The organism is Catelliglobosispora koreensis DSM 44566, from assembly GCF_000379685.1.
In the GTDB taxonomy this organism is placed as follows: domain Bacteria; phylum Actinomycetota; class Actinomycetes; order Mycobacteriales; family Micromonosporaceae; genus Catelliglobosispora; species Catelliglobosispora koreensis.
On record NZ_KB903252.1, the window covers coordinates 190,508 to 216,311 of the forward strand.

Genomic DNA, 25,804 nt, shown 5'->3' on the forward strand with positions numbered 1-25,804 from the left:
GCAGCCTAGTCGGGTACAGTATGCGAAGCCTCGCGGGTGGTGGAAAATCGCCGCCCCAAAAGGCCGCCGGCCGGAGTGGAGAAATCGGCAGACTCGGCGCACTCAAAATGCGTTGCCTGAAAGGGCGTGCGGGTTCAAATCCCGCCTCCGGCACCAAACTTTTGTCACACGTCCGCTCGAAAATCGCCGGGTGCACTCTATTCACCTTCGCGTGAAAGCGCGGGCACTCTACGCCCAAGGGCGTGGGCTTCGTGAAATCGGCCGGATTCTTGGGGTCCCCTACGACGCGATCCGCTACTGGTGTCGCATAACGACCACGCCAGATTCTTACCATGAAGGTCTGGTCGAATGCCCGAGGTGCATTGATCCACCAGCCGCACCTTCGCCACCGGACCAATACGCCTATTTGCTCGGTCAATATCTTGGCGACGGACACATCGTGCTGACGGCTCGGGTTCCCGTCCTGCGGATCGCCTGCGCGACTGCCTATCCCGCAATCATGGCTGAGTGCGAGACGGCCATGCGGATGCTGCTCGGACGAAGGGTTCAGCGCGTCAGCAGGGACGGCTGCACGACGGTGCAAAGTTGTTCGAAGCATTGGGTGTGCTTGTTTCCGCAAGCGGGGCCGGGCCGTAAGCACGAGCGGCCGATTGTGCTCGAAGAGTGGCAAAGGGAGATCGTGCACCCACATGCCGGGATGTTTCTGCGTGGCTTGTTCCATTCGGATGGGTGCCGTGTCGTCAATACCGTCAAGGTCGCGGGGCGGCTCTACGAGTACCCCCGATGGTTTTTCAATAATGAATCGCGGGATATCTTGGCGATCGCAGGCGAGGCGCTCAATATCCTCAATGTCCCGTGGCGGATGAACCGGGCCAACTCCATCAGCGTCGCAAAACGTGAAGCGGTGTCCATTCTCGACACGTTCATTGGATTCAAGGCGTGACACGCATCGGTTGATTGACATTCATCCCACCGATCGGGAAGCTCAGAGCGTCTTTGTCTTCCCATATCGAGGGGGAACAATGCGCAGAGCGCGGCTGGCTGTCATGACCATTACTGGCATGGTGGCCGCATTGGTGCTGAACGCGCCAGTGCAAGCAGCACCCGCGGGCGAACCGCAGCCCGGCACGATGGATGTCTACGTCGGTGAGATCCAGACTGGACAGTTGCCTGAGTTCGTGAAGGCCGGCGTCGCCCGTGAGGACGTGTCGACGAAAGGCACGGCGAACCCAGACAAAATCAAGGTCGAGGCGATCCTCACGATCAAACAGGCCAAGACGCTGAAGGCCCGGGGACTCAGCCTCAATGTCAAGACCATCAAAGGGGTACCAGCGTCAAAAGCGCTGCGGCAAAAGGCGCTCGCTGGCCACACTGTCTACCGTTCCTACAGCCAGGCAGGCGGGATCAAGGACGAACTCATCCGGACCGCTCGTGACAACCCCGGCATCACGAAGCTGGTCAACATCGGCAAGACGCATCAGGGCAAGGACATTTACGCGCTGAAGGTCTCGTCGATGGCGCGGTGGCTGCCAGATGGTTTGAAGCCGTCCACTTTGTACGCCGGTGGGCAGCACGCACGCGAGTGGATCACGCCGGAGATGACCCGGCGCCTGATGCATCACGTGATCGCTGGCTACGGTAAGGACGCTCAGCTCACGAAACTGATTAACACCACGGAACTGTGGTTCCTGCCGGTCATCAACCCCGACGGCTACGATCACACGTTCACGCCGGACAATCGCTTGTGGCGCAAGAACTTGCGCGACAACGACGGCGACGGTCAGATCACGACGGCTGACGGCGTGGACCCGAACCGCAACTACGCGACCAAGTGGGCCTTTGACGACGAGGGTTCCTCGCCCGATCCGGCTAACGACACCTACCGTGGCCCGGGGCCGAACTCCGAGCCGGAGTCCAAGGCACTGGACGGGCTGTTCAAGAAGCTGCGGCCGAAGTTCTTCATCAACTACCACTCCGCCGCGGAACTATTGCTTTACGGCGTTGGCTGGCAGGTCAGCACCCCACTGCCCGATGACGAGATCGCCGTCGCGCTCGCGGGCACGGACTCCAACTCGGCCATCCCCGGATATGACCCCGATATCTCGGCCGAGCTCTACACGACCAACGGTGACACCGACACCCACATGCAGGTCAAGTACGGCTCGATTGGCTTCACGCCAGAGATGACGACCTGTGAGACGGTTTCGGACTCCATTCCCGACGATGAATGGTTCGCCGAGGACTGCGAAAGTGGCTTCAACTTCCCGGATGACGAGGAGCTGATCCAGGCGGAGTTCGCCAAGAACATTCCGTTCGCGCTCTCGCTGGCGAAATCGGCTTGGGACCCGGCCAACCCGAAGACCGTCACCGGACTGTCCACTCCCGATTTCGCCGTCGATAAGTTCGACACCTCATTCGGGGGTACTCAGCAAGTCGCCGCGATCGCACGCAAGTCCTTGCTGGCGGTGCGCATGCACTTCGCCATCAACGGCGGCGCGCCCAAGACGGCCCGCGTCGACGAGTGGAAGGGTGGCGAGCGTTACGGCGACACCCACACGGAGTATTTCGCCGAGTACCGCGGCAAAGTGACCGGCGCTAAAGCTGGTGACAGCGTCAAGGTGTGGTTCAGCGGTTTGAAGCTGGGCGCTGGTTTCGTGAACAGTGAGTCGTTCACCTACAAGGTGCACAACGACATCGGCGGCGACGTGCTCATCCTGGCCGCCGAGGACACGACCGGGCTTAGCCCGGTGCAGAACCTGCCCAGCGCGCAGTATGCCGATGAGGTGGCCGCATCGCTGACCGCGGCCGGGTTCTCAAGCGACGTCTACGACTTCGATCTGCAGGGCCGCAAGGCTCCGCATCACCTCGGAGTCTTGTCGCATTACCGGGCAGTGGTATGGGAAACGGGCGAGGACATCATCACGCGTTCCCCTGGTCAGGTGCCCGGCACGACAACGCGATCCGCGCTCGAGATCGAGCTGAACGTCCGGGACTATCTCAACGAGGGCGGCAAGCTGCTCGTGAGCGGAAAGTACGCGTTGTTCGCCCAGGCGGCCAACGGTGCGTACAACTACAACCCTGACGCCCCACCGGAATGCACGACCCCCGGTGACTACCCGTGTCTGACGTTGGGTGACGACTTCCTGCAGTACTGGCTGGGCGCTTACGTCTACGTCAGTGGCGCGGGATCGACCGCGACGGGGACCTATCCGCTGGACGGCAACGCTGGACAATTCGCCGGCTTTGACGCCCAGCTCGACGACAGCCAGGACAACACCTCGTCGTTCCTGGCGACGTCAACGTTCCTGCCGCAGTTCCCCGGTTCGGCCACGGTGGACTGGATCCGCCCGGGCGCGGCTCCGTTCGATCCGCACACGGGAAGCTGGTATCTGTACAGCGGACGCAATGACGAATCGTTCAAGCGAATGACCCGCACCGTGGACTTGACCTCCGCGGCGACCGGTTCACTGAACTTCTGGACCTCTTATGACGTGGAGGCGGACTGGGATTACCTGTTCGTCGAAGCGCACGAGGTCGGGACGGACACCTGGACCACGTTGCCGGAAGCCAACGGGCACACCCAAACCGGTACCGGCGAAAGCTGCCTTAGCGGCAATGGCTGGCGTGAGCTGCACCCGCAGCTGAACCACTACCAGGGTCTGGACTGTTCGCCAACGGGAACGACCGGCACGTGGAACGCGGCGACAGGCTCGTCTGGTGGCTGGCAGGAGTGGACGGTTGACCTGTCCGCTTACGCGGGCAAGCAGGTCGAGATCTCCATCAGCTACGCGTCGGACTGGGGCACACAGGGCCTCGGTGTGTTCATCGACGACACCACGGTCACCGTTGGTGGCTCGACGTCCTTTGAGGACGGTCTGGGTGGCTGGACTGTTGGCACGGCGCCGGGTTCGGCGGCGACCGCCACGTTCACGCGCAGTCAGACCGCGTTCGACGAAGGTGCTGTGGTCGTCACGGCTGACACCGTTTACACCGGCTTCGGGCTGGAAGGCCTGACCCCGGCGGCCCGCGCCGACTTCGTCGCCAGGGCCATGCGTCACCTGCTCGGCAGCTAGAGTCCTTCGCACATGCGGGCCGTCGCGAATTTCCGCGGCGGCCCGCTCAACATTCTTTGGTAGTTACAGAGCCGGTGTGGGCACGCCCAGGGGTGGCAGGTCACCACTGACCACATGCGACACCTTGACCTCGGTCAGGATGTGCCGTTCGGCGTCTTCGAGCGCTGTCCACACCTGCTGTAGCGCTCCGCTGCTCTGGCTGCGTGGCGACCCCAGCGGACCGTCGATGACTTCGATGATCTCGAGCAAGGAAATCTCGGTGACCGGCTTGGCCAGCCAGTAGCCGCCTTCCGGCCCGCGCTGGGCGAAGACGATGCCGCCGCGGCGCAGCTGCAGCAGGATGCTTTCGCAGAACTTCGGTGGGATTTCCTGCGCACGGGCGATCTTGTCTGCGGTGACGGGTGACTCCCCACCGGTGGCGAGTTCCAGCACGGCGCGGAGGGCGTAATCGACACGGGCAGACAGTCGCATGCGATCAAGCTTAGGTGAGGCAAGTTCGCAACAGCGACGGGTCTACATTTCCGCCGCTGAGCACGGCGACTGTCCGGCCCTTCGGCAGCAGCCCGCTCCGGTGGGCGGCCACTGCCAGGGCACCGCTCGGCTCGACGACGAGCCGGGCGTTGAGGGCCAGATCGCCCATCGCGGCACAGATGTCCTCTTCGCTCACGGTCACGACGTCATCGACGTAGGCCTGGATGTGCTCGAAAGTCAGCGGGGACGGCGCGGTGCGTACGCCATCGGCAATGGTTTGGTAGGTCTTCTCAATCGGCCACGTCACCAGTTCGCCGTGGCGGAAGCTCTCAGCGGTCTCCCCCGCCAGTTCCGGTTCCACGCCGATCACCTTCACTGATGGCTTGAGCGCTTTGGCGGCTACGGCGATGCCGGAGATGAGCCCGCCACCGCCGACCGGAGTGGCGATGACGTCCACATCGGACAGATCATGCAGGATCTCCAGCGCGATCGTGCCCTGCCCGGCAATGACAAGCGGATGATCGAACGGTGGGATGAGCACCGCATCTTGTTCTGCCGCAATGCTTTCCGCGCGCGAAAGGCGATCGGCTGGCTCGACGACGACGATGGCCGCTCCGGAGCGGCGCAGAGCCTCCATCTTGCCAGCGGGGGTGGTCGAGGGCACGACGATCGTGGCCGGAATGCCAAATGTCTTGGCGGCCAAGGCAATCGCTTGCCCATGATTGCCGGACGAGTGGGTGACGACCGCTTTGGGCTTAAGCGCTGAGACAGCGTTTACGCCGCCGCGGACCTTAAAGGCGCCAATGGACTGAAGCGTTTCCGGCTTGAGCCACAGACCTTCGCCAAACGGCAAAAGCGGCGTCCACATGGCGATGCCACGGATGCGTTCGGCCGCGTCCTGGACATCCTTCAGCGTGATCATGCGCCGACCCGCCGCAGCAAACCCTCCTGCACGGCCGACGCGATGTGCCGCCCGTCGCGGGTGAACATGCGCCCGGTCGCCAGGCCACGGCTGCCCGACGCGGTCGGGCTCGTGCAGTCGTAGAGGAACCACTCATCGACCCGGAACGGGCGGTGGAACCACATCGCGTGGTCGAGGGAAGCGCCGATCACGCCGCCCGGTCCCCACACTTCGCCGTGCACCGAAAGAACCGAGTCCAGCAGCGTCATGTCCGACGCATACGTGAGCAGGCAAGCGTGCAGCAGCGGATCGTCGGGCAGTTTGCCGTCAAGCTTCATCCACACGCGATGGTTGGGCTCGGCTTTGCGATCGCCCGGCCGCATCCAGCCCGGGGCGTCGAGATAACGCACGTCAAAGGGCCGCGGCATGGACTTCCAGATGCCGATGCGCTCGGGATAGTGGGCGATCAGCTCACTGAGCGTCGGCACGTCTTCCGGCCCTGGCAGCTCGGCCGGGGCCGGCTCGTGATGGTCGAGCCCCTGCTCCTGGATCTGGAACGACGCTGACATGAAGAAGATCGTCTTGCCGCCCTGCTTGGCGACCGAGCGCCGCACCGAGAACGAGCGGCCATCACGGATCTTTTCCACCTCGTACTCAATCGGCTCGCCCGTGTCGCCAGCCCGCACGAAATAGCCGTGCAGCGAGTGCACATGGCGCTTGGGATCAACCGTCCGCCCGGCGGCGACCAGGGCCTGCGCGGCGACCTGACCGCCATAAACCCGCATCGGGCCAAGCGGCGGATTCTGCCCGGTGAACCGCAAATCCTCGTCTTGCGACAAGTTGAGCAGCTCTACCAGGGCGTCCACGGATGCTTGGCCCGATAGCGGTGCGTCTGGTGCGCCTTCGGTCCGAAACTGCGGCGTCTTCACCTCATGAAGGTATCGCCAGCGACCCGAGTTGGTGCACGCGCAGGGTATTTGTCGAGCCCGGGGTTCCCGGCGGGCTTCCCGCCACGACCACGACGTAGTCGCCGACGTTGGCCCGGCCCAGCGTGAGCAACCGCTCGTCGACCTGCTTGAACATGTCGTCGGTGTGGTGCACGAACGGCATGAAAAACGTTTCGACGCCCCAGGACAGCGCGAGCTGATCACGCACGGCCCGCTCAGGGGTGAAAGCCAGGAGGGGAAGCTCACAGTGCAGGCGCGACAGGCGGCGGACCGTGTCACCGGTGACGGTGAACGCGACTAACGCCTTGGCCCCGGTCGCGCGCGCGATCTGCGAAGCCGCGACCGTCAGGGCGCCGCCACGGGTGCGGGGGTCGTGCTGCAAACGCGGCACACCGAGCTGCCCGGCCTCCGTCGTTTCGATGATCTTCGCCATCGTGGAGACCGTCAGCACCGGGTACTTGCCGACGCTTGTCTCGCCGGAAAGCATGACGGCGTCAGCACCATCGAGGACGGCGTTGGCGACATCGGAAGCCTCAGCACGAGTCGGCCGCGAGTTCTCAATCATCGAGTCGAGCATCTGCGTCGCCACGATGACCGGCTTGGCGAATTCCCGGCCGAGCTGCACGGCACGCTTTTGCACCAGCGGCACCTGGTCGAGCGGGAGTTCCACGCCCAGATCGCCACGGGCCACCATGATGCCGTCGAACGCGTCGACGATGGCCTCGAGGTTCTCGACCGCCTCCGGCTTCTCAATCTTGGCGATGACGGGCCGCAGCACGCCCTCTTCCTGCATGATCGCGTGCACGAGCTTGATGTCATCAGGCGAGCGCACGAACGACAGCGCGATGAAGTCAACGCCCAGGCGCAGCGAGAACCGCAGGTCCTCGACGTCCTTTTCCGACAGTGCCGGCACACTCACCGCGACGTTCGGCAGCGAAACGCCTTTGTTATTGGAAACCGGGCCGCCCTCGATGACGAGGCACTTGATGTCGGGCCCTTCCACGGCGGTCACCTCAACGGCGACCTTGCCGTCATCGATCAGCAGTTTGTCGCCGACCTTCACTTCCTCGGGAAGCTTCTTATATGTACAGGAAACGCGTTCTTTGGTTCCCAGGATCTCTTCACTAGTGATGACAACGCTGTCACCAGTCCGCCACTCGTGCGGTCCATCCGCGAACTTGCCCAGACGGATCTTCGGCCCCTGCAGATCAGCCAGTGTCGCTACGGACTTGCCGGAGGCGTCGGCAGCTTCGCGGACGCGGCGGTAAGCCTGCTCGTGGTCGCTGTGCGATCCGTGGCTGAAGTTCATGCGGGCAACGTCCATGCCAGCCTCGATGAGGCCTCGCAGGCGCTCCGGCGACCAGGTGGCGGGGCCTAGCGTGCAGACGATTTTTGCTCGGCGTGTCACGCCGGCAAGCCTAGTCCCTTATGTGACTTGCGCCGCAACCGGGACTGTCAGCTTTTCCGCGCGGATCCGCTGGCTGATCGGCGAGAATGTCCACATGGCGAAACGGCCAGGCCGGGTTGAAGCACTCAACCTCGACCGAACCGTGTCCTTTTCCGACGCGGTTATCGCGATCGCCATGACCCTGCTGGCGATCGACCTCCCACTACCCCGCGGCCACCACGTCACGTGAACTGTGGCAAGACTTCGCCAGCAATCTGCCCACCAGTTACCTGTCTTTCGCCATCAGTTTCACCGTGATCGCGATCTTCTGGTACCAGCATCACCGCCTCTTCGATCGCATCGCCCATGTCAACACTCAGCTCACGATCTGGAATCTGGTCAGTCTCTTCGCCATCGTCGTGATTCCGTTCTCGACCAAGCTGCTTTCCGTTGGCGACGGCGAGAACTCCCTGGGCCCCGTGCTGTACGCGTCGACGCTGTTGTTGTGGGGCGCCGCTTTCGTCCTGATGGCGCTGGCCGCCCGGCGTTCGAACCTTTGGCGCGACGGCACCGCGGGCAACACCAGCGGCGACATCATCTTCGGCACGGCAACGGCACTGTCCATGTTCGCCGTGTCCATCCCGATCGCGTTCGTCAATCCTTCGCTAGCCATGTTGAGCTGGCTGCTGATCCCGGTCGTCTCAGCCCTGTCCGACAGGATTAGGAGCCGAGTTTCTCTTCACCAGCACGACAGCCACTAAGTAAGCGAGATCCAGCAGAAGGGTGGCGAGGTACAGGTAGACGAGCAACGGTGTGTCCCGCCCGGCGTCGAACGTCCAGATCGCCGCGCTCGCCAATGCTGTCCCCGCTAGCTTCGCCGCCGCGATCCACACCGACTGCCCGCGCAGACCCGCCCGGCTGATCAGCATGGCGATAAACAGCGCCGACATCATCAGGTTCTGCCCGAACGCCGCGTAGGTCGCCTTTCCGGCATCGAATTCGTCGCTAACCAGCAGCACGCCACCGAAGGCCAGCCCTAAGGTCCCCGCCACCAGCAAGGAGAAGTGCAACGGCCGCAACTTCGGAAACTCGCGTGGCCCAAACTTTAGAACCGTATAGAGAATCGCGAGATCCGCCACGAACCACACGATGTTCACCATTGTCTGCACCGGCTGTCCTTGCCGCACGAACCCGAACAGGAACTCCCACGACAAGTTCGCTCCGAGCGCAGCCAGCGGCATGCCATAAGTCTTGTCACGCAAGCCTTTTAGGATGATCAGCACATAGGTCAGGGTCCAGAAGAGGCCAGAGCCGAGCATGAGCGCCATTCGCATGTGGATAGTTAACCCCAGGAACATCATTTCCGATGTCCGCCGAGGTCAAGACCGCCCTTCACACAAGGCCCTCAAGCTCTGCGCGTCCCGGGCTTTCTAAAGGGCCGCACGAAAAGTCATCCCGTTCGCATGCGTCCACCGCACTGTGGCCGTATCAACTCGCACACTCACAGCCCTGTCGTAGTCATCACTCGTCCAGACAGCAAAGTAATAACCGTCCTTTATGGACAGCGGCACTGTCTTTCCCGACGACAATCTGAGCTGCCCTCTCACCGCCCCCTCCGGCGCCCTCCCGAAAGCATGCCCAGAGGTGCCATGTGACCGGACCAGCGGTTCAAGCGGCTCGGCAAGCTGGCCAGCGTTCCGGTAGGACAGGTCAACATCCGCGTTCCATCGAGTCGGGCCCAGCCGGTTGATACGGCAGGCGACGAGCGTCTCGCCATCGGCGAATAGGTGTGCCCGGCCTCCGCCTGGAAGGTCCCGTGAATAGACCTCGGCCGGAGCCGAACTCTTCGGCGTGGGAACAGGAAGCTGGCTCATGGCGTCCACGCACCACGCCCTCACCTCCGCTGCCCCTGGCGTTCGCGAAAGGCCACTGGCGATACCCGGCGAGTCGAAGAAACCTTTGTGCGCCAAGGGTTTGCGGTCAGGGTTTGACAGCGTTTTTGTGGAGCTGCCGGGTTTCCCGATGCACGTTAAGGTCGACAGGCTGTCGCCGTAGATCAGCAGCCCCCGGTCGCCCTTCTGGCGCTGGGCCAGCAGCGGCGGCGCAGTGGCGGTGTAGGTCGGCGAGGAGGCGCAAAGCGACGACTTCACGCTGACGGCGCGGGAGGTTCGCGACCAGTTGGCGCAACTGGCCGTTGGGTGACTCTGTCGTGATAGGACGGTCCGGAATGTCGCCGAGCACTTCACGCCGCGTGCGCCGCCACCACGAACGCTGGAAGTTGAGCGCCGTGCGCAGCACCCACGCGAGCGGGTTCGGGTGCGCCCGCACCGCGGACCATCGCGCACAAGCGCGTGCGTATGCCCCGGCGACCGAGTCTTCGGCGCCAGCCCGGTTTCCGCTCGCCGCAGGACAGCGCGAAACACGCTGTCCTTGGTCGACAGGTAGAAACCTTCGAAGTCGTCCACCACTACCTCCTGCCCGGACTACTCCTAGGCCGGGCAGGAGCTTTACCTACCGAGATTGCGGTTAGATAACCGCGAGGGCACGTGAGGCCGGGGAGACCGGCGACGGGAGCGAACCGGAACCGCCAAGGTAGGCGTGGATCGACGCGGCAGCGGCCCGGCCTTCGGCGATCGCCCACACGATCAGGGACGCACCGCGGTGTGCGTCGCCGGCGGTGAAGACACCAGGGCGGGTGGTCTGCCAGTCCTCGTCACAGTCGATCGTGCCGCGTGGGCTGACCGGAATGTCGCCGAATTCGGTGCCTTCAAAGCCAACGGCCAGCAGAACCAGGTCGGCCGGGATCTCGCGCTCCGTGCCCGGAACCGGGACGGCGACACGGTTTTCCACGACCACGTCAGCGATCCGGATCGCGGTCAGCTTGCCTTCCGTGCCCACGAACTCCTGCACGGCCACGGCGAAGACCCGGTCGCCGCCTTCCTCATGCGCTGCATAGGAACGCAGAATCCACGGCCACACCGGCCACGGATCGCGCTCCTCGGCACGCGCCGAGGGCGGCAGCGGATAGCGGTCGAGCTGCGTCACCGAAAGCGCACCTTGGCGGTGTGCGACACCGAGGCAGTCGGCACCCGTGTCACCGCCGCCGATGATGACCACGTGCTTGCCTTCAGCAGAGATCGCTGGCGCCTGCCCAACAGCAACAAACCTATTCGCTTGTACTAAGTGATCCATCGCCAAGTGAATCCCCGAAAGCGAACGCCCCGGCGTGTCCACGTCGCGCGCACGCAACGCTCCCGTGGCCAGAAGCACCGCGTCATGCCGCAGTGCATCCAGCGACGTCACGTTGACACCAGTCTTGAAGACGACGCCCTCGGCGGCGAGCTGCACCACCCGCCGGTCGATGTGGTGCTTTTCGAGCTTGAAGTCGGGAATCCCGTACCGCAGCAGACCGCCAACAGCATCGTCACGTTCATACACGACGACGTCGTGCCCGGCCCGTGCGAGTTGTTGCGCCGCAGCCAATCCGGCCGGTCCCGAGCCGACGACGCCGACAGACTTGCCCGAGCGCACGGAAGCGGGCTGTGGCTCATATGTCGCACGGTCGGCTATGGACACTTCGATCTGCTTGATGGTGACCGGCTCGGCACCCGCGAATCCCAGCACACAGGCCGCTTCGCAGGGAGCCGGGCACAACCGTCCCGTGAATTCCGGGAAGTTGTTGGTGGCATAAAGCGATTCGGCCGCATGCTCCCAGTCGCCCAGGCGCGCAGAGTCGTTCCAGTCCGGGATGCGGTTGCCCAGCGGGCAGCCGTCGTGACAGAAGGGAATGCCACAGTCCATGCACCGGGTCGCCTGTTCCCGCACCAGTTGCGGGGCGGCCGGCGGGTAGACCTCTTTCCAGTCCAGGATCCGCACCGGGACGGGCCGCCGCGCGGGCAGCTCCCGGTCATAACGCATAAACCCATGAGGGTCAGGCACGGGCCACCTCCATGACTGCCACGTCGACGTCACGGCCGGCAGCGGCGGCGGCTTGCATGACTTCCAGCACGCGCTGGTAGTCCCGGGGGACGACAGCGGTGAAGCGGGAAACATCCCAGTTGGACAACAGCTTCGCCGCGACGGCGGAGCCGGTCTCGTCAAAGTGCTTCTGCACCAACGTGTGCAGCGGTGCCTCGTCGATCACCGGGCGCAGGTCGACGAGTTCCCGGTTGACGAGCAACGGGTCGAGGTCGAGCACATATGCCGTACCCCCGGACATGCCGGCGGCGAAGTTGCGGCCTGTAGGACCAAGCACGACAACGGTTCCCCCGGTCATGTACTCACAGCCGTGGTCGCCGACGCCCTCGACGACGGCTGTCGCACCGGAGTTACGCACGGCGAACCGCTGGCCCACCCGGCCGCGCAGGAACACCTCTCCCGCGGTCGCGCCATAAAGGAGCGTATTGCCCGCGATGATGTTTTCCTCGGCCGCGAAAGCCGACGCCTCATGGGGTCGCACGACGAGACGCCCGCCAGAAAGACCCTTGGCGACGTAGTCATTCGCATCGCCGAACAAGCGGAGCGTCACGCCCGCGGGAAGGAACGCGCCAAACGATTGCCCTGCCGTGCCGTGCAACGTGACATCGATCGTGCCCGCTGGCAGAGAACCGAAGCGCCGCACCAGTTCCCCGCCGAGCATCGCGCCCACACTGCGGTGCACATTGCTCACGTCGAACTCAGCGGACACCCGGCCGAATGCACCCGGCGCGGACGCTCCACCAGCACCGACCGCGCCATTCGCGCCGACGGCAGCGCTCGCATCCGTTGCGCCGTTTGCATTCTGGCCCGGCACAAAGCCGCCGTCCACGGCGATCCGGTCGAGCAACGGCAGCAAACGCTGGTCAAAGGCGTCCTCAAGGCGATGATCCTGCCCGCGCATGCGCCGTTTGGCGTCTCCGTAGGGCGAAGACGGAATCGCCAGCACGGGTGACAGGTCGAGGCCGTGCGCCTTCCAGTGCTCGTTCGCGAGAGCGACGTCGAGCAGGTCAGCGCGGCCAACGGCCTCGTCGAGGGAGCGCAAGCCCAGCGCAGCCAGGTGTTCGCGCACCTCTTCGGCGAGGAAGAGGAAGAAGTTCTCGACAAACTCCGGCTTGCCGGTGAACCGCTCACGCAACGCCGGGTTTTGCGTGGCGATGCCCACGGGACACGTGTCCAGGTGACAGACCCGCATCAGGATGCAGCCGCTGACGATCAGCGGTGAGGTGGCGAAGCCAAACTCTTCCGCACCAAGCAATGCGGCGATCACGACGTCACGCCCGGTCTTGAGCTGACCGTCGACCTGAACGGTGACCCGATCGCGCAATCCGTTGAGCAGCAACGTTTGCTGTATCTCGGCCAGCCCCAGCTCCCACGGCGTGCCCGCGTGCTTGAGTGAGTTGAGCGGAGACGCACCCGTGCCACCGTCGTGACCACTGATCAGGATCACGTCAGCTTTCAGCTTCGCCACACCAGCGGCCACCGTGCCAACGCCGACCTCTGACACCAGCTTCACGTGCACACGGGCCGCCGGGTTGACGCACTTGACGTCGAAAACGAGCTGCGCGAGGTCTTCGATCGAGTAGATGTCGTGGTGCGGCGGCGGCGAGATCAGGCCAACGCCGGGGGTCGCGTGCCGCGTCTTAGCGATCCACGGCCACACCTTGTTTCCGGGCAGCTGGCCGCCTTCGCCCGGCTTAGCGCCCTGGGCCATCTTGATTTGGATGTCGTCGGCATGCACGAGATATTCCGTCGTCACGCCGAACCGTCCACTCGCGACCTGCTTCACCGCCGACCGGCGCAACGGGTCGTGCAAGCGGTCGGCGTCTTCGCCGCCTTCACCAGTGTTGGACCTGGCGCCCAAGCGGTTCATCGCGATGGCGAGGTTCTCATGCGCCTCGGCGGAGATCGATCCGTATGACATCGCCCCGGTCGCGAACCGCTTCACGATCTCTGACGCGGGCTCGACCTCTTCCAGTGGTACCGGCTGAGTGCCTTTGAATTTGAGCAAACCGCGCAGGGAACCCGCTTTTGCCGCAAGGGCATCGACCTTCTCGGTGTAACGCCGGAACACATCGGCCTGACCCGAGCGGGTCGCGTGCTGCAGCAGGAAGACGGTTTCCGGGTTGAACAGGTGCACCTCACCCTCGCGCCGCCACTGCCATTCGCCGCCGACTTCCAGGCGCCGGTGCGCCTGCTCGGCCGGGTTGACCGGATAGGCGACCGCGTGCCGCACAGCGACTTCCGCGTGGATTTCCGCCAGGCCGATGCCTTCGATTTTTGAGGGGGTACCGGTGAAGTAGCGCTCGGTCAGCTTGGAGCTGAGCCCGACCGCCTCGAAAACCTGTGCCCCACAATAGGAAGCGACCGTCGAGATGCCCATCTTGGACATCACCTTCTGGATTCCCTTACCGAGGCTCTTCACGACATTGCGGATGGCCTTCTCCGGCGTGATGCCCGTCAGGACACCGGTCGAGATGAGGTCCTCGACGCTCTCGAAAGCCAAGTAGGGGTTGACCGCGGCGGCGCCGTAGCCGACGAGCACGGCGGCATGATGAACCGCCCGGCAGTCACCCGACTCGACGACCAATGCGACCTGCGTGCGGGTCTGCTCACGGACCAGGTGCTGGTGCACAGCCGCGGTCAGCAACAGCGACGGAATCGGGGCGAGGTCTGCGGTGCTGTCGCGATCGGAAAGCACCAGAACGCGCACACCATCTTCGATCGCCTCGGACACGTGCCGGCAGATCTCGACGAGCCGTGATTTCAGGCCTTGCGCCCCGTCACGCAACGGATAGAGCCCACTGACCCGGACCGCCTTGAAGCCCGGCATGTCCCCGTCGTCGTTAATGGACAGGATCTTGGCAAGCTCATCATTGTCGATGATGGGGTACGGGAGAACGACCTGACGGCAGCTCGCCGGCCCCGGCTCGAGCAGATTGCCTTCCGGCCCGATCGTCAGACTGAGGCTGGTGACCAGTTCCTCGCGGATCGCGTCCAGGGGCGGGTTCGTCACCTGGGCGAAGATCTGGTGGAAGTAGTCGTAGAGCAGCCGCGGCTTCGTCGATAGCGGCGAGACCGGGGTGTCGGTTCCCATGGAGCCCAGCGGTTCCGCGCCGGCGCGGGCCATCGGGCCGATGATCAGCTTGAGTTCCTCTTCGGTGTAGCCGAAGGTTTGCTGGCGCCGCTGCACCGAATCGTGGGTGTAGACGATGTGCCGCCGCTCCGGCAAGCCTTCCAGGTGCATCAGACCGCCGTGCAGCCAGTCCTGATAAGGCTTTTGAGCCGCGAGCTCTTGCTTGATCTCGTCGTCTTCGATGACTCGCTGAGCCGCGGTGTCAACTAGGAACATCTTGCCTGGCTCGAGGCGACCTTTCGCGACGATCGTCGCGGGGTCGAGGTCGAGCATGCCCGCCTCGCTGCCGAGCACGACCAGACCGTCACTGGTGCGCCACCATCGTCCCGGGCGCAGACCGTTGCGGTCGAGCACCGCCCCGACCAGCGTCCCATCGGTGAACGCCACGCTCGCCGGGCCGTCCCACGGCTCCATCAAACTGGCATGGAACTGGTAGAAAGCACGTTTCGCGCCGTCCATGACCGGGTCATTTTCCCACGCTTCGGGAATCATCATCAGCAATGCGTGAGGCAGTGACCGGCCCGCAAGGTGAAGCAGCTCAAGGACTTCGTCGAAGTTCGCCGAGTCGCTAGCGCCGGGCGTGCACACCGGGAACAGCCGCTTGATGTTGCCAGGCATGAGCGGGCTTGCCAGCAGCGCCTCCCGCGCGCGCATCCAGTTCACGTTGCCGCGCACGGTGTTGATCTCGCCGTTGTGGGCGATGAACCGGTACGGGTGGGCCAGCGGCCAGCTCGGGAACGTGTTCGTGGAGAACCGGCTGTGCACCAAGGCAATAGCGGACTTGACCCGCTCGTCGGACAGTTCCGGGAAGAACGTGCCGAGCTGGTCGGGGGTCAGCATCCCCTTATAGACGATCGTGCGCCCGCTCAGCGACGGGAAGTAAGCCGGGACGCCGCGCTCACGGGTCTCGCGTTCGGCTTGTTTACGCACGCAGAACGCGACCCGCTCCAACTCCATGCCACTGAGCGGTTCGCCCGTGCTCAAGTTGTGCGCGGAGAGGAAGACTTGCCGGATATGGGGACGGGCCGTCTCAGCGGTCGCGCCGAGGTCCTCCGGGTTGACCGGAACGTCACGCCAGCCCTCAATGTGGGCACCCTCGACGAGCGCGTACTTCTCCAGGACGGTCAGCGCACGGGCCTCATCGGCGCCATTACGGGGCAAGAACACGAGTCCCGTGGCGTAAAAGCCCTGCTCCGGGAGGTCAAAATCCACTTCCGCGCGCAGGAATTCGTCGGGAATCTGGATGAGAATGCCAGCACCGTCGCCCGTCGTCGTTTCCGCCCCGCGGGCTCCCCGGTGATCCAGCCTGCACAGGGCGTCTAAGCCCTTCTGCACCACGTCATGGCTCTTCTTGCCGGCCACATCGGCAATGAAGGCAACACCACAGGAGTCGTGCTCGAATGCCGGGTCGTAAAGAGACTGCACCGGGCCTCCTCAGTCGTCACGGGGGAATACGGGACGACGTCGGCCCAAGAGTCAGTTTGTTGAGTCTACGTTAAAGAGACAGAGGCGCCACTAGGTGGAGATTGATCACACTTCCACATACTGAGACCGCGCACGCGCTCTGACCGTTGACCCCCGTTTCGGTCACGTTACGTGCGCGGTCTGGCGTACAGCGCTTACCGGCGGCGGTCCTGCTTCCACGACAGCGGGCCGGGGAGGTCGACACGGTGCGCCCGGGCGCGGGAGTTCCACGACCACCGGCCGATTTTGATGCTCCACGAGGAGAAGCCCTGCTGGGTGAAGTTAAGCCGGAGGGGTCCGAGCTTCATCGTGCGGCGGAAGATAATTCCCATAGATCATGTGTACCCAACGCGCGCAACGTCCAAAACAGACTTTGCCAGGGACTATTCGGGCATACTGCCAGTTATGGCGGACGATCACAGCGCGGGCGAACGCCACGCCTCCTGGATCGAGCTGTTCTTCGACCTTGTCCTCGTGGCCGGCATCGCCCAGTTGGCACATGTCTTGTCGCACGGGCCATCGCTGGCTGACCTGGGTCTGTATGTGTTGCTGTACTTGGCTTTCTGGATCACCTGGGCGACCTTCACCGTCTACGGAAGGGTACGTGGTGAGAAGACCCGCATTCTGCCGATCCTGCTTGCCATGATGGGTTTGGCCGTGATGGTGGCGTCGGTTCCCGGGGTGCGAGAGGAGCACACGACGGCGTTCGTTGTGGCGCTATATCGCTCTACGCTGGCTCGGCGGTCGCATCTACGGGCGGACGCAGATCGTCGTTGACTGGCCACTCGCTCAGTACGGCGTGGGCGCCCTGCCTTGGCTCATCTCGATTTGGGCTCCAGACGGCGCACGCTATTGGCGGTGGGCGCTCGGTGTGGGCATCGACCTCTACAGCCTGCTTGCCGTGTCCGGAACGGACATGATGCGCTCAGCCGAACGCAAGCTCGACCGGCTTCTTCAGCACCGCAAGAACAGATCGGTCTTGGCGATCGCGATCGTCCGGATCTTCCCTGCCCACGGATAGACCTGCCCGATGAGCTGCCGGTGGAAATCACAGAGGTGAGCCACATCGTAGTGGCCGGGCAATACGCGCACCGTTAAGCCGGCCATGGCGGCCACGGCCAGGTCCGTTTCGATTGGAGCCAGCCGGGCCGAATCGTGCCGGCCGAAGCGATTGATGAGCACGCCGGAGTCGGCATAGGAATATGGATCCACGGATCAGTCGAGCCCGTGAAGCTCTCGCACCAACTCAAGCATGCGTGCTTCGCTGAATTCTCCGCGGGCCCATCGCTGCATAATGGACGCCACCTGGCTGCTCGGCTCGACTCCTTCAGCGCGGGTGGAACCGACGGCATCGGCGACAGCAGCGCTGCGCTGGGCGACGAACTCGTCGTAAACCTCGACCGGGAGCATGACAGCTTCAGTCTTGCGATGTGAGCCAACGCCAACCGGCGTGCGGTCACCATTGCGGAAGCGGTCTAAGACCGCAGGCAGCTGCTCGCGCGCTTCGCGCACGGAAAGTGTTTCGAGGCGCATGAAGCCATTCTAGCTAACGTGTACGCAAATGTGTACACGTTCAGTAGGGCGGGGTCCAGTCGGCGACGAGGTCGGCGGCTTTGTCGAGGACGCGGGGGGCGAGAGCGCCGAAGGCGCGTTCGCGGGCGCGCGTGAGCAAAGCCCCTCGCGGGGCGAGGATCGCACCCACGCGCTGGGTTTGCCTGACGACCTGGGCGATGCGTGGGCGGCGCTGTGCCGAATAGGCGGACATCGCCGCATCTAGGCCCGCTCCACCTGTGCCCACGAGCATGCGGAGCGTCGCCGCGTCTTCCAACGCAAGGCCCGCGCCCTGGGTGAGGTGGTGCGGCATCGCGTGCGCGGCGTCGCCGAGGAGCACGAAACCGCCTACGCCACAAGGGAAAGCGAGCTCGGCAGGCAACGGGCGCAACTGGCGTCCGTCCTGTTGGGACAGATCGTCTGGTTCCGTCGCGGCGAGCAGGTCGCCGATGGGGGCGTGCCAGCCGGCGAACCAGCGGCGTAGCAGCGTCAGCTGTGTGGCCGGCGGCTCTGGACGGGCCGCACCAGCGACCGTCGCGGTCCAGTAGATGCCGCCACGGCTGGAGGCGCCCGCACTGCCGCGGTTGCCCAACGAGGCGGCCTGGAACCGGTAACCGCCGCCCAGCGTCTCGCCCGCGAGCGGTGCGTCGTCGGGGAGCTTCGGTGCCCGGTACCAAGGAATGACCGCGCGCCAAGCGGCATAGCCGGAGCTGACGGCCAGTGATTGCGGGGCGAGCCGGGAGCGGATGAAGCTGTCGGCCCCATCAGCGGCCACGATCAAGTCGGCGTCCCAGACGTTCTTGCCGTCGCCCACGGCCGCTCGCTCGCCTGGGCGGTTGTGCACCTGGCGCACGCGAATGCCGGTCTGGATGTCAATGCGCGCACCCAGACCGGCGATCAGCGTGTCGTGCAGATCTTCGGAGTGGACCACGACCGGGGTCACGCCACCGGGGGCCGGGCGCGAAAGCCACTGCCCGTCGGGACGGCGCACCCCAGCGGCCGGGACCTGGGTCGAGATCTCGCCCATGCCGTGGCCGAGGCCCAGGGATTTGAGCGCGGCCAAGGCGTTTGGCCACAGCAGCAGGGCGGCCGGGTCAGCGCGAAGGCGGTCGGACTGGTCCAGCAAAGACACTCGCCAACCGGCACGAGCTAACGCACCGGAGATCGCGAGCCCGCCAACTCCAGCTCCGACCACCACCGCTGTATACACTGATGTCAATCCTTGAGTTGCGCCTCGGATGAAGGTTTCGCCTCATCGTCATCTGGGTCGTTGGCGTGTGCCTCTGGCTCGTCTCCGGACGTCTCAGCCGACTCCGAAGTGGACGCTCCAGCCTGGTGGGCAAGGAACTCTTCTTCGGTGACGGTCAGGAAGCCCTTGCCATCCGGGTTCGGGATGAGGAACTCCTGCGGGCCCTTGCGGAGCAAGAAGTAGGCCAACGCGCCCAGGAACACGATGATCGAGACCCAGACGTTGAGACGCTGCCCCAGGATTATCTTGGCGTCGTCGGTGCGCATGGCTTCGACCCAGGCCCGGCCAGCCGTGTATGCCATGACGTAGAGGGCGAAGGCACGGCCCTTACCGAACTTGTACTTGCGGTCGAGCCAGTAGACCAGCCCGGCCACGCCAAGGTTCCAGAGCAACTCATAGAGGAAGGTCGGATGGTAAAGCCCATCCAGCAGCACCGGGTTTCCGTTCGCGTCTTTCAGCGCAGAACCAACCGGCGGGTTCCCCTCACCACCGGTGGACATCTTGTGGATCTCCAACCCCCACGGCACTTCCGTCTTGCCGCCGTAGAGTTCGTTGTTGAACCAGTTGCCAAGCCGGCCAACCGCTTGAGCCAGCGGAAGACCGACCGCGATGCAGTCTGCGACGAAAGTGAAACTCATCCGGAGCTGCTTGCAGGCGATCCAGGCGCCCAGCGCTCCCCCGGCGACGCCGCCCCAGATACCGAGGCCGCCTTCCCAGATCTTGATCGCTCCCCCGATGCCGGAACCACCGGCACCCCAGTATTGGTCGGGCGAACTGATCACGTGATAGATCCGCGCCCCCACGATGCCGAACGGCACCGCCCACATGGCGATGTCGAGGACGGCCCAGGGTGGCGCGCCACGGCTGCGCATGCGCCGGTCCGTGACGATGCAGGCGATCACGATGCCGGCGATGATGCACAGCGCGTAAGCCCGCAGCGGGATGGTCGTAAAGCCCAGGTTTAGGTGCCAGACCGCTGTCGCGGGGCTGGGAATGCTCGCGAGTGTCACGGGTGCGAACACTACCGTCCCACAGCGAAAACACCAGTCCTCGTGCTCAACAGATCATGACAGGTCGTAAAGCAGCCGGTACCAGGCAATACGCTCAGGGTCAGGCGCGATCCCGTAGCCCTGGAAGAAATCTTGTTCATAGTCAGGTCCAAGATTCCTAGTTACGCTCCCGGACCCGCACGCGAGATCCCACCACGGATCGACTATCGCCAATCTACCCAGATCCAGGTACCCGGTGATCTCGTCGCCGGTGAAGAAAACGTTCGGCAGGCAATAGTCCCCGTGGCAGACCACCTCAGCGCCCGGTTCCGGGACGGTGGCCAGCAGCCGCTCAACCGCGTCAGGTGTGCTGATGAGCCCTGCCGCTAAGCGGGCCTTGACGTGACGGACCGCCGTCTCGGTGCCGAACTCGAACGGGCACTCCTCAACGCGTACCAGCGAATGGAAATGGCGCAACCCCTCACCCAGCGTGCGCGCCAGGCGGGCCGGCTCTGTCGCGAACCAGGGGTGTTTTGTGGCATCGACGCCGGGCAGTTCCTCGGTCATCAGCCAGTCGGTGTCACCGTCGCTGCCGTATTCGATGACACGCGGGCACGGCAGCCATGCGCCAGCGAACCGCAGCCGCTGCGCCTCGTCGGGCAAAGCGTTGCCCGACGGGGCGAGCTTGACGAAGCGGCGCGCCTCGCCGTTCGTCATGCGATACGTCGGTGCTTCCGGCGTCAAGTCCCACACGACCTCCCAGCGCCACTTCGCGTAGCGGTCAACGAGATCGAAGGGCATTGGCCGGGTCATGGGCGGCTACGCGGGCAGGCCGGAGCGCAGCTCCTGCGTCAGGGCCGCCACGCCAGCGGTTCCAGACTCGGCGAGAGCGCTCACGAGAGCGCTTCCGACGATGACAGCGTCCGCGTATGCGGCGATCTCGCGCACCTGCGCGCCGTTGCGGACACCTAGGCCCACGCCGACGGGCAGATTGGTAACGCCTTTAACCCGGCTGACGAGCGTTGGAGCGGCCGTGGACGTCGACTCCCGGGCTCCGGTCACCCCCATCACCGCCGTCGCGTAGACGAAGCCACGGCAGTGCGAGGTCGTCATCGCGATCCGATCGTCCGTTGAGGACGGTGACACGAGGAAAATGCGGTCGAGGTCATGCTCATCTGACGCCGCGAGCCACTCACCTGCCTCATCGGGGATGAGATCTGGCGTGATCAGTCCACTTCCGCCAGCGTTGGCCAGGTCACGCGCGAACGCGTCCACGCCATAGCGCTCGACCGGGTTCCAGTAGGTCATCACGACGATCGGCACCCCCTGCCCGGCGACAGCCGCGACGGTGTCGAAAACATCACGCGTGCGTACGCCGTTGGCCAGCGCCTGTTCCGACGCCCGCTGAATGACCGGACCGTCAATCACCGGATCGCTATAAGGCAGGCCGACCTCGACAATGTCCACTCCGGACGCCACCATCGCGGCGATGGCCTCTTTGGCACCGGCGACGGTCGGAAATCCTGTGGGCAGATAGCCAACGAGGGCGGGACGCCCCTTCGTGAACGCTTTAGCAGTGGTCATGACAGCAGTCCAAAGTAGTCACCGGCGGTGTGCATGTCTTTGTCACCGCGGCCCGACAGGTTCACAATGATGACCGGTTCACGGCCCAGCTCGGCTTTGAGCTTCGGCACGATCCGCAGCGCGCCAGCGAGCGCGTGTGCGCTTTCCAGCGCCGGGATGATGCCTTCGGTGCGGCACAGCAACGCGAACGCGTCCATGGCCTCGGTGTCGGTGACCGCCTCGTAAACGGCCCGCTTCTGGTCGTGCAGCCACGCGTGTTCCGGGCCGACACTCGGGTAGTCCAGCCCGGCCGAGATCGAGTGCGACTCGATGGTCTGTCCGTCCTCGTCCTGCATGATGAACGTCCGGGCGCCGTGCAGCACACCTCGGCTGCCGCCGGAAAGACTCGCGCTGTGACGGCCCGTCTCGACCCCGTCGCCGCCGCCTTCAAACCCATACAGACGGACCGTCTCGTCGGGGATGAAGGCGTGGAACAGCCCGATCGCGTTAGAGCCACCGCCGACGCACGCGGCCACGGCATCGGGCAGCGCGCCGGTCAGCTCATGGCACTGCTCACGGGCTTCGACGCCGATCCCGCGTACGAAATCGCGGACCATCACCGGGAACGGATGCGGACCGGCCACGGTGCCCAGCAGGTAGTGCGTGGAGTCCACATTGGTCACCCAGTCGCGCAGCGCCTCATTAATAGCGTCTTTGAGGGTACGAGAGCCGTTCGTCACCGGAATGACCGTCGCCCCAAGCATTTTCATGCGCGCGACGTTGAGTGCCTGCCGTTGCGTGTCGAGTTCGCCCATGTACACGATGCACTCGAGGTCCAGGTAAGCGGCGGCCGTCGCACTGGCCACACCGTGCTGCCCCGCTCCGGTTTCCGCGATCACGCGGTGCTTGCCCATGCGCTTGGTCAGCAGCGCCTGGCCGAGCACGTTACGGACCTTGTGCGCACCGGTGTGGTTGAGGTCTTCGCGCTTGAGCAGAATCCGTGCGCCCGCCTGCTCTGACAGCCTCGTCGCGTCGTAGAGCAGGGACGGCGTACCCGCGTATTGGCGCAACATGCGGTCGAACTCGCTGAGGAAGGTCGGGTCGGCCATGGCCTTGCGGTAATGAATGTCCAGCTCATCCAGGGCGGCAATCAGTGCCTCCGGGACGAACCTGCCACCGAACGGGCCGAAGTGGCCTCTCTCGTCCGGGTCCATGTGTGCCTCCTAACGCGTGGGGCGCGGCGTCGCGGGATGGTTACCCGCGTTGACCAGCTCCGCCACCGCTTCCCGCGGGCTCTTCTGCGTTACCAGGCCCTCGCCGACGAGGACCGCGTCAGCACCAGCGCTGGCGTAACGGATCAAATCGAGCGGCCCGCGCACACCCGACTCAGCAATCTTGACAACGTTATTGGGCAGCCCCGGCGCGATGCGCTCAAAGGCGGACCGGTCGACCTCAAGCGTCCTGAGGTCACGGGCGTTGACGCCGATGACCCGGGCTCCGGCTTCGAGCGCACGGTCGGCTTCTTCCTCCGTGTGCACCTCGACAAGTGCCGTCATGCCCAGCGACTCGATGCGGTCGAGCAGGCCGGTAAGCACCTTCTGCTCCAGCGCGGCGACGATGAGCAGGACCAGGTCGGCTCCCCACGCACGGGCCTCGTGCACTTGGTACGTCGACACGATGAAGTCCTTGCGCAGGACGGGGATCTCAATCCGTGCCCTTACCGCGGCGAGGTCATCGAGCGATCCGCCAAACCATCGGCCTTCGGTGAGCACGCTCACCACGCGTGCGCCGCCCGCGGCGTACTCGCTTGCCAGCTCAGCCGGGTCAGGGATCTCCGCGAGGGGTCCCTTGGACGGCGAAGAGCGCTTTACCTCAGCGATCACGCCAACGCCGGGCTGGCGCAGCGCCGCGTAAGCGTCGCGTGGTGCCACCGCGACGGCGGCGAGCTTCTTGATCTCTTCGAGGGGTACCAGCCGCTGACGTGCCTCCACGTCCTCACGGACGCCCGCGATGATCTCGTCAAGCACGTTGCTGCCGATGCCTTCGTCTCCGGGTGCCATGGCCCGATGCTAGGCACTGGCTGGTAGCGCAAGGTCTGCGGGGTATGGCGTGCCTCACCAAATGGGCTGGTGCATAATGCACGGCCCTACTTTCCCGATTCTCCTGCGACCCTTTCGCCAGAAAAATAGGCTTTCGATGGCAATTGGCGTTCGCCCGCCTGGCGGCGGCCAAGAGAGGGGACACAGCATGGACATGCCAGCCGAGGGCACACTACTCGAAGAAGAAGGCACCGGCCTCAAGTTCGTCGTCATGGACGGCAAGCTCAGTTACGTCGAAAACGCCGGCCTATTCGCTGGCGACGCGCAGTCGATCGGCACCGAAGACCTCGAAACGCTACGCGCCACGGGCGGGGACCAGATTGGTTCCGACGCGTACTTGGCTATGGCCGAAGGACGCGGCTACCTCGTCAACGGCGGCAAGAAGCGGTATCTGGCCTCGGCCGAGACCGTCGGCAAGTATCACTTCAACTCCGGTGCGTTCCAGGACAAGGCTCCCGGCGACCTGCCCGCTGACGACGGCCCCGAGCTGTCCTAGCGCTTAAGGAAACGCTTCAATCGCTCACCGTATTCAACACGGGTGGCGAAGGGGTCAGCTGCCATGGTTCGCACGAGCCGCTGGAAGCTGGCCCCTCCTTCCGTCGCCGCCAGAATCAGGTTGCCCTGGCGCCGGCCCCGCAGCACCGAGGCGTCAGCGACGATCGCGACTTGCTCGAAGACCTCTTGCAGCACCCGAGCTTGTTCCCGGGCGAACGCCAGGTCTGGCTGGTCCATGATGTTCGCCACGTAGCAACCGTCGTGTCGCAGTGCTTGCCGCGCGGATCGCGCGAAGTCCACCGTGGACACATGTTGCGGGATTTTCGCCCCCTGGAAGATGTCGGCCACGATCACGTCCAGGCTCGCGGGCCGTTGCGCCGCAAGCTCCTCCGCCGCGTCGGCGACGACTGTCTCAATGAGAGTGTCATCTGGGAGCGGCAAGTATTCCAGCACGAAGCTGAGCAGTTCGCCGTCGATTTCCACCACGCGCTGCGCACTGCCCGCCCTCATGTGCGCCAGGCACCGTGGCAACGTCATGGCGCCCGCACCGAGGTGCAGCACCTCCAACGGTCCTGACGGCGCAAGGGAATCGATCACATCAACTATGTACCGGATGTAATCAAAGGCGATCAGTTCCGGCTCGTTGAGGTCCACATGCGACTGTGCGACAGCGTTGAGATACAGCGTGTACGCGCCGGGCATCTCCCGGTCCTCGACCAGTTGCGCCACACCGGTTTCGACGGTCCGATTAATGATCAATTTCGTGCCGTGGGGTCTTCACCCCGGTCGATCGCTGACCACATGTCGGTGTCCTGCTTTCGTTCATAGCGGGCGCCCATGGTGGGCCAGCGCGGAGCATTGACGAAAGCGATCACTCCGCCCGCGACGATGAGAAGCCCTGCGGCTATTGCCATCGCGGTCCCGCCCGTGAGCATGAGCAGTCCCAAGGCGACGGTCACGCCGGCCACCGCCCGCCGCACCCACCCCTTCGTCGCCAGGATCGCGCCGACCGCCGCCAGCACCACCACGCCAATTGTCTTGCTGCCGCCGGGCGTGTCCGTCACCAGCACCGAGCCGCCCCCGAGCACACACAGGCCCAGGGCCGCGAGGCGAGACCTCACGACGCCTCCTCCAGCAACTCATTGGTGAAACATGACCTGGTACCGGTGTGACAGGCCGGGCCTGTTTGGTCAACGCTCAGCAACACAGCGTCGCCATCACAGTCCAGGGCCACCGACTTCACCTCCTGATGATGCCCGGACGTCTCGCCCTTGACCCAAATCTCGCCCCGGCTGCGCGACCAATACGTCCCGCGCCGCGTCGTCAGCGTCCGCTCCAAAGCGTCGTCATTCATCCACGCGAGCATCAAAACTTCGCCGGTGTCGTATTGCCGCACTACAGCGGCGATCAACCCATCCCGGTCACGTTTCAGTCGCTCAGCGATCATCGGATCCAGTGCCACATTTTGATTCTCCTCTTGCCACATCGGGTGTTTGTGGGTACC

At 64.5% G+C, this 25,804-nt stretch carries 25 protein-coding genes, 1 tRNA gene and 1 pseudogene; 7 read left to right on the forward strand and 20 right to left on the reverse strand.

The window, feature by feature from the left end; translation table 11 throughout:
* Positions 1–69: 69 nt before the first annotated feature.
* From A3E1_RS0113100 to A3E1_RS0113110, 3 genes are all read left to right on the forward strand, one after another.
* Positions 70–156: transfer RNA gene (locus A3E1_RS0113100), tRNA-Leu, on the forward strand.
* A 55-nt stretch (positions 157–211) separates the two neighbouring features.
* On the forward strand, positions 212–943 hold the full coding sequence (locus A3E1_RS0113105; RefSeq protein WP_245571150.1) for a transcriptional regulator: 732 nt from the start codon (positions 212–214) through the stop codon (positions 941–943).
* A 79-nt stretch (positions 944–1,022) separates the two neighbouring features.
* Positions 1,023–4,073, forward strand: coding sequence for a M14 family metallopeptidase (locus A3E1_RS0113110; protein ID WP_026208382.1), 3,051 nt, complete (start codon positions 1,023–1,025; stop codon positions 4,071–4,073).
* Between the two features lie 63 nt (positions 4,074–4,136).
* Here A3E1_RS0113110 and A3E1_RS0113115 read toward each other — a convergent pair whose 3' ends face one another.
* From A3E1_RS0113115 to pyk, 4 genes are read right to left on the reverse strand one after another with little or no spacing between them, the layout of a single operon-like run.
* Positions 4,137–4,544: an RrF2 family transcriptional regulator gene (locus tag A3E1_RS0113115; protein ID WP_020521228.1), complete on the reverse strand. Its 408-nt coding sequence runs from the start codon at positions 4,542–4,544 to the stop codon at positions 4,137–4,139.
* A gap of 10 nt (positions 4,545–4,554) precedes the next feature.
* On the reverse strand, positions 4,555–5,466 hold the full coding sequence (locus tag A3E1_RS0113120; RefSeq protein ID WP_020521229.1) for a threonine ammonia-lyase: 912 nt from the start codon (positions 5,464–5,466) through the stop codon (positions 4,555–4,557).
* Positions 5,463–6,374 (reverse strand): acyl-CoA thioesterase, encoded by a 912-nt coding sequence (locus A3E1_RS0113125; protein WP_051105008.1) that lies wholly within the window; start codon positions 6,372–6,374, stop codon positions 5,463–5,465. The genes A3E1_RS0113120 and A3E1_RS0113125 overlap by 4 nt, the downstream gene beginning before the upstream one ends.
* 1 nt (position 6,375) lies before the next feature.
* Entirely contained in the window at positions 6,376–7,800 is a 1,425-nt protein-coding gene (gene pyk / locus A3E1_RS0113130) for a pyruvate kinase (RefSeq protein ID WP_083929483.1), read from the reverse strand.
* Positions 7,801–7,894: 94 nt separating this feature from the next.
* On the opposite strand from pyk, the gene A3E1_RS48820 reads away from it, so the two are divergent.
* Both A3E1_RS48820 and A3E1_RS45640 read left to right on the forward strand, forming a co-directional pair.
* Positions 7,895–8,029 (forward strand): TMEM175 family protein, encoded by a 135-nt coding sequence (locus tag A3E1_RS48820; RefSeq protein WP_020521232.1) that lies wholly within the window; start codon positions 7,895–7,897, stop codon positions 8,027–8,029.
* A gap of 25 nt (positions 8,030–8,054) precedes the next feature.
* On the forward strand, positions 8,055–8,540 hold the full coding sequence (locus A3E1_RS45640; RefSeq protein ID WP_407637361.1) for a TMEM175 family protein: 486 nt from the start codon (positions 8,055–8,057) through the stop codon (positions 8,538–8,540).
* On the opposite strand, the gene A3E1_RS0113145 is transcribed toward A3E1_RS45640, so the two are convergent.
* From A3E1_RS0113145 to A3E1_RS46055, 5 genes and pseudogenes are all read right to left on the reverse strand, one after another.
* On the reverse strand, positions 8,481–9,113 hold the full coding sequence (locus tag A3E1_RS0113145) for a transmembrane-type terpene cyclase (protein ID WP_026208384.1): 633 nt from the start codon (positions 9,111–9,113) through the stop codon (positions 8,481–8,483). The genes A3E1_RS45640 and A3E1_RS0113145 overlap by 60 nt on opposite strands.
* Positions 9,114–9,759: 646 nt before the next feature.
* Positions 9,760–10,107, reverse strand: a complete 348-nt coding sequence (locus A3E1_RS44655) for a SigE family RNA polymerase sigma factor (protein ID WP_020521236.1) — start codon at positions 10,105–10,107, stop codon at positions 9,760–9,762.
* Between the two features lie 198 nt (positions 10,108–10,305).
* Positions 10,306–11,718, reverse strand: coding sequence for a glutamate synthase subunit beta (locus A3E1_RS0113160; protein WP_026208385.1), 1,413 nt, complete (start codon positions 11,716–11,718; stop codon positions 10,306–10,308).
* Positions 11,711–16,306 (reverse strand): annotated as a pseudogene (gene gltB / locus A3E1_RS0113165) (glutamate synthase large subunit); the annotation flags it as partial. The gene A3E1_RS0113160 and the pseudogene gltB, both read right to left, overlap by 8 nt.
* 203 nt (positions 16,307–16,509) lie before the next feature.
* Complete coding sequence (locus A3E1_RS46055) at positions 16,510–16,686, reverse strand: DUF4236 domain-containing protein (protein WP_020521239.1); 177 nt, start codon at positions 16,684–16,686, stop codon at positions 16,510–16,512.
* Between the two features lie 73 nt (positions 16,687–16,759).
* On the opposite strand from A3E1_RS46055, the gene A3E1_RS40080 reads away from it, so the two are divergent.
* A complete protein-coding gene (locus tag A3E1_RS40080; protein ID WP_026208386.1) occupies positions 16,760–17,131 on the forward strand; it encodes a low temperature requirement protein A in 372 nt (123 codons plus the stop codon).
* A gap of 177 nt (positions 17,132–17,308) precedes the next feature.
* Here A3E1_RS40080 and A3E1_RS40085 read toward each other — a convergent pair whose 3' ends face one another.
* From A3E1_RS40085 to trpC, 8 genes are read right to left on the reverse strand one after another with little or no spacing between them, the layout of a single operon-like run.
* The gene (locus A3E1_RS40085; protein WP_020521240.1) at positions 17,309–17,566 is read right to left on the reverse strand and encodes a hypothetical protein; all 258 of its coding nucleotides are present in this window, start codon (positions 17,564–17,566) and stop codon (positions 17,309–17,311) included.
* Between the two features lie 3 nt (positions 17,567–17,569).
* On the reverse strand, positions 17,570–17,887 hold the full coding sequence (locus A3E1_RS0113185) for an antitoxin VbhA family protein (RefSeq protein WP_020521241.1): 318 nt from the start codon (positions 17,885–17,887) through the stop codon (positions 17,570–17,572).
* Between the two features lie 40 nt (positions 17,888–17,927).
* Positions 17,928–19,115, reverse strand: coding sequence for an FAD-dependent oxidoreductase (locus A3E1_RS0113190; protein ID WP_020521242.1), 1,188 nt, complete (start codon positions 19,113–19,115; stop codon positions 17,928–17,930).
* A 5-nt stretch (positions 19,116–19,120) separates the two neighbouring features.
* Positions 19,121–20,164: a prolipoprotein diacylglyceryl transferase gene (gene lgt / locus A3E1_RS0113195; protein WP_245571159.1), complete on the reverse strand. Its 1,044-nt coding sequence runs from the start codon at positions 20,162–20,164 to the stop codon at positions 19,121–19,123.
* A gap of 54 nt (positions 20,165–20,218) precedes the next feature.
* Complete coding sequence (locus A3E1_RS40090; RefSeq protein WP_020521244.1) at positions 20,219–20,956, reverse strand: aminoglycoside 3'-phosphotransferase; 738 nt, start codon at positions 20,954–20,956, stop codon at positions 20,219–20,221.
* 6 nt (positions 20,957–20,962) lie between these two features.
* Positions 20,963–21,727 (reverse strand): tryptophan synthase subunit alpha, encoded by a 765-nt coding sequence (trpA, locus tag A3E1_RS0113205; protein ID WP_020521245.1) that lies wholly within the window; start codon positions 21,725–21,727, stop codon positions 20,963–20,965.
* Complete coding sequence (gene trpB, locus A3E1_RS0113210; protein WP_020521246.1) at positions 21,724–22,920, reverse strand: tryptophan synthase subunit beta; 1,197 nt, start codon at positions 22,918–22,920, stop codon at positions 21,724–21,726. The genes trpA and trpB overlap by 4 nt, the downstream gene beginning before the upstream one ends.
* Before the next feature lie 9 nt (positions 22,921–22,929).
* Positions 22,930–23,733 (reverse strand): indole-3-glycerol phosphate synthase TrpC, encoded by an 804-nt coding sequence (gene trpC, locus A3E1_RS0113215; protein ID WP_026208387.1) that lies wholly within the window; start codon positions 23,731–23,733, stop codon positions 22,930–22,932.
* 220 nt (positions 23,734–23,953) lie between these two features.
* On the opposite strand from trpC, the gene A3E1_RS0113220 reads away from it, so the two are divergent.
* A complete protein-coding gene (locus tag A3E1_RS0113220) occupies positions 23,954–24,301 on the forward strand; it encodes a hypothetical protein (protein WP_020521248.1) in 348 nt (115 codons plus the stop codon).
* Here the strand turns inward: A3E1_RS0113220 and A3E1_RS40095 are convergent.
* The 3 genes from A3E1_RS40095 to hisI are packed head-to-tail and all read right to left on the reverse strand — an operon-like array spanning position 24,298 to position 25,786.
* A complete protein-coding gene (locus tag A3E1_RS40095; protein ID WP_020521249.1) occupies positions 24,298–25,059 on the reverse strand; it encodes a spermidine synthase in 762 nt (253 codons plus the stop codon). The genes A3E1_RS0113220 and A3E1_RS40095 overlap by 4 nt on opposite strands.
* Positions 25,056–25,421 (reverse strand): Trp biosynthesis-associated membrane protein, encoded by a 366-nt coding sequence (locus A3E1_RS0113230; RefSeq protein ID WP_020521250.1) that lies wholly within the window; start codon positions 25,419–25,421, stop codon positions 25,056–25,058. The genes A3E1_RS40095 and A3E1_RS0113230 overlap by 4 nt, the downstream gene beginning before the upstream one ends.
* Positions 25,418–25,786 (reverse strand): phosphoribosyl-AMP cyclohydrolase, encoded by a 369-nt coding sequence (gene hisI, locus A3E1_RS40100; protein WP_020521251.1) that lies wholly within the window; start codon positions 25,784–25,786, stop codon positions 25,418–25,420. The genes A3E1_RS0113230 and hisI overlap by 4 nt, the downstream gene beginning before the upstream one ends.
* Positions 25,787–25,804 lie beyond the last annotated feature (18 nt).